The organism is Ideonella sp. P3_A4, from assembly GCF_056403075.1.
Genome location: NZ_JBFUGE010001281.1, coordinates 1 through 721 on the forward strand (window position 1 = coordinate 1; position 721 = coordinate 721).

The window sequence follows — 721 nt, forward strand, 5'->3', positions numbered from 1 at the left end:
ACCTGATGCAGGTCGACGAGGACGCGCTGCCGCAACTGTCGCGTGATGTGCATGAGCAGCTGAAGAACTGCGCCGGCTTCATGGTCCACACGAGCCGCGCCGATGCGCGCAAGGCCGTGGCGGGGTTCCGTGAGGCGGCCCAGCGGGGCGTGGCGCCGTTGATCAACTACGTGATCGACAACGATGCCGAAGTGACCCCGCTGCTGGCGCAGGTTCAAGAGAGCAACATCCGCTCGACCATCGTGCACCTGTCGACCGACTACAAGAACCGCTACTACACGACCAACGGTGGCGTGTCAGCGAGCGATCAGCTGGCGGCGAGCTGGAAGGCCCTGGCCGGCACCCGCACCGACGTGACGGTMAAGCAGTTCACACACCCGAGCTGGCCGCAGAAGTCGGTGATCCTGGAGATCARGGGCACCACCAACCCGGGCAAGATCGTCGTGATCGGTGGCCACCTCGACTCGATCCTCTTGAGCGGGACCAACGAGAACAGCATCGCCCCAGGCGCCGACGACGATGCGTCCGGCGTCGCTTCGCTGCAAGAGGCGATGCGCGTGTTGCTGTCCAGCGGCTACAAGCCCAAGCGCACGCTGCAGTTCATGGCCTATGCCGCCGAAGAGGTGGGCCTGAGGGGCTCGCAGGGCATCGCCACCGACTACAAGAACAAGAGCAAGAAGGTCGTCGGCGTGCTGCAGCTGGACATGACGAACTACCAGGG

At 64.5% G+C, this 721-nt stretch carries 1 protein-coding gene; it reads left to right on the plus strand.

The window, feature by feature from the left end; translation table 11 throughout:
• A partial coding sequence (locus AC1DYI_RS37550) for a M20/M25/M40 family metallo-hydrolase (RefSeq protein WP_477209133.1) occupies positions 1–721 on the plus strand: 721 nt, incomplete at both ends.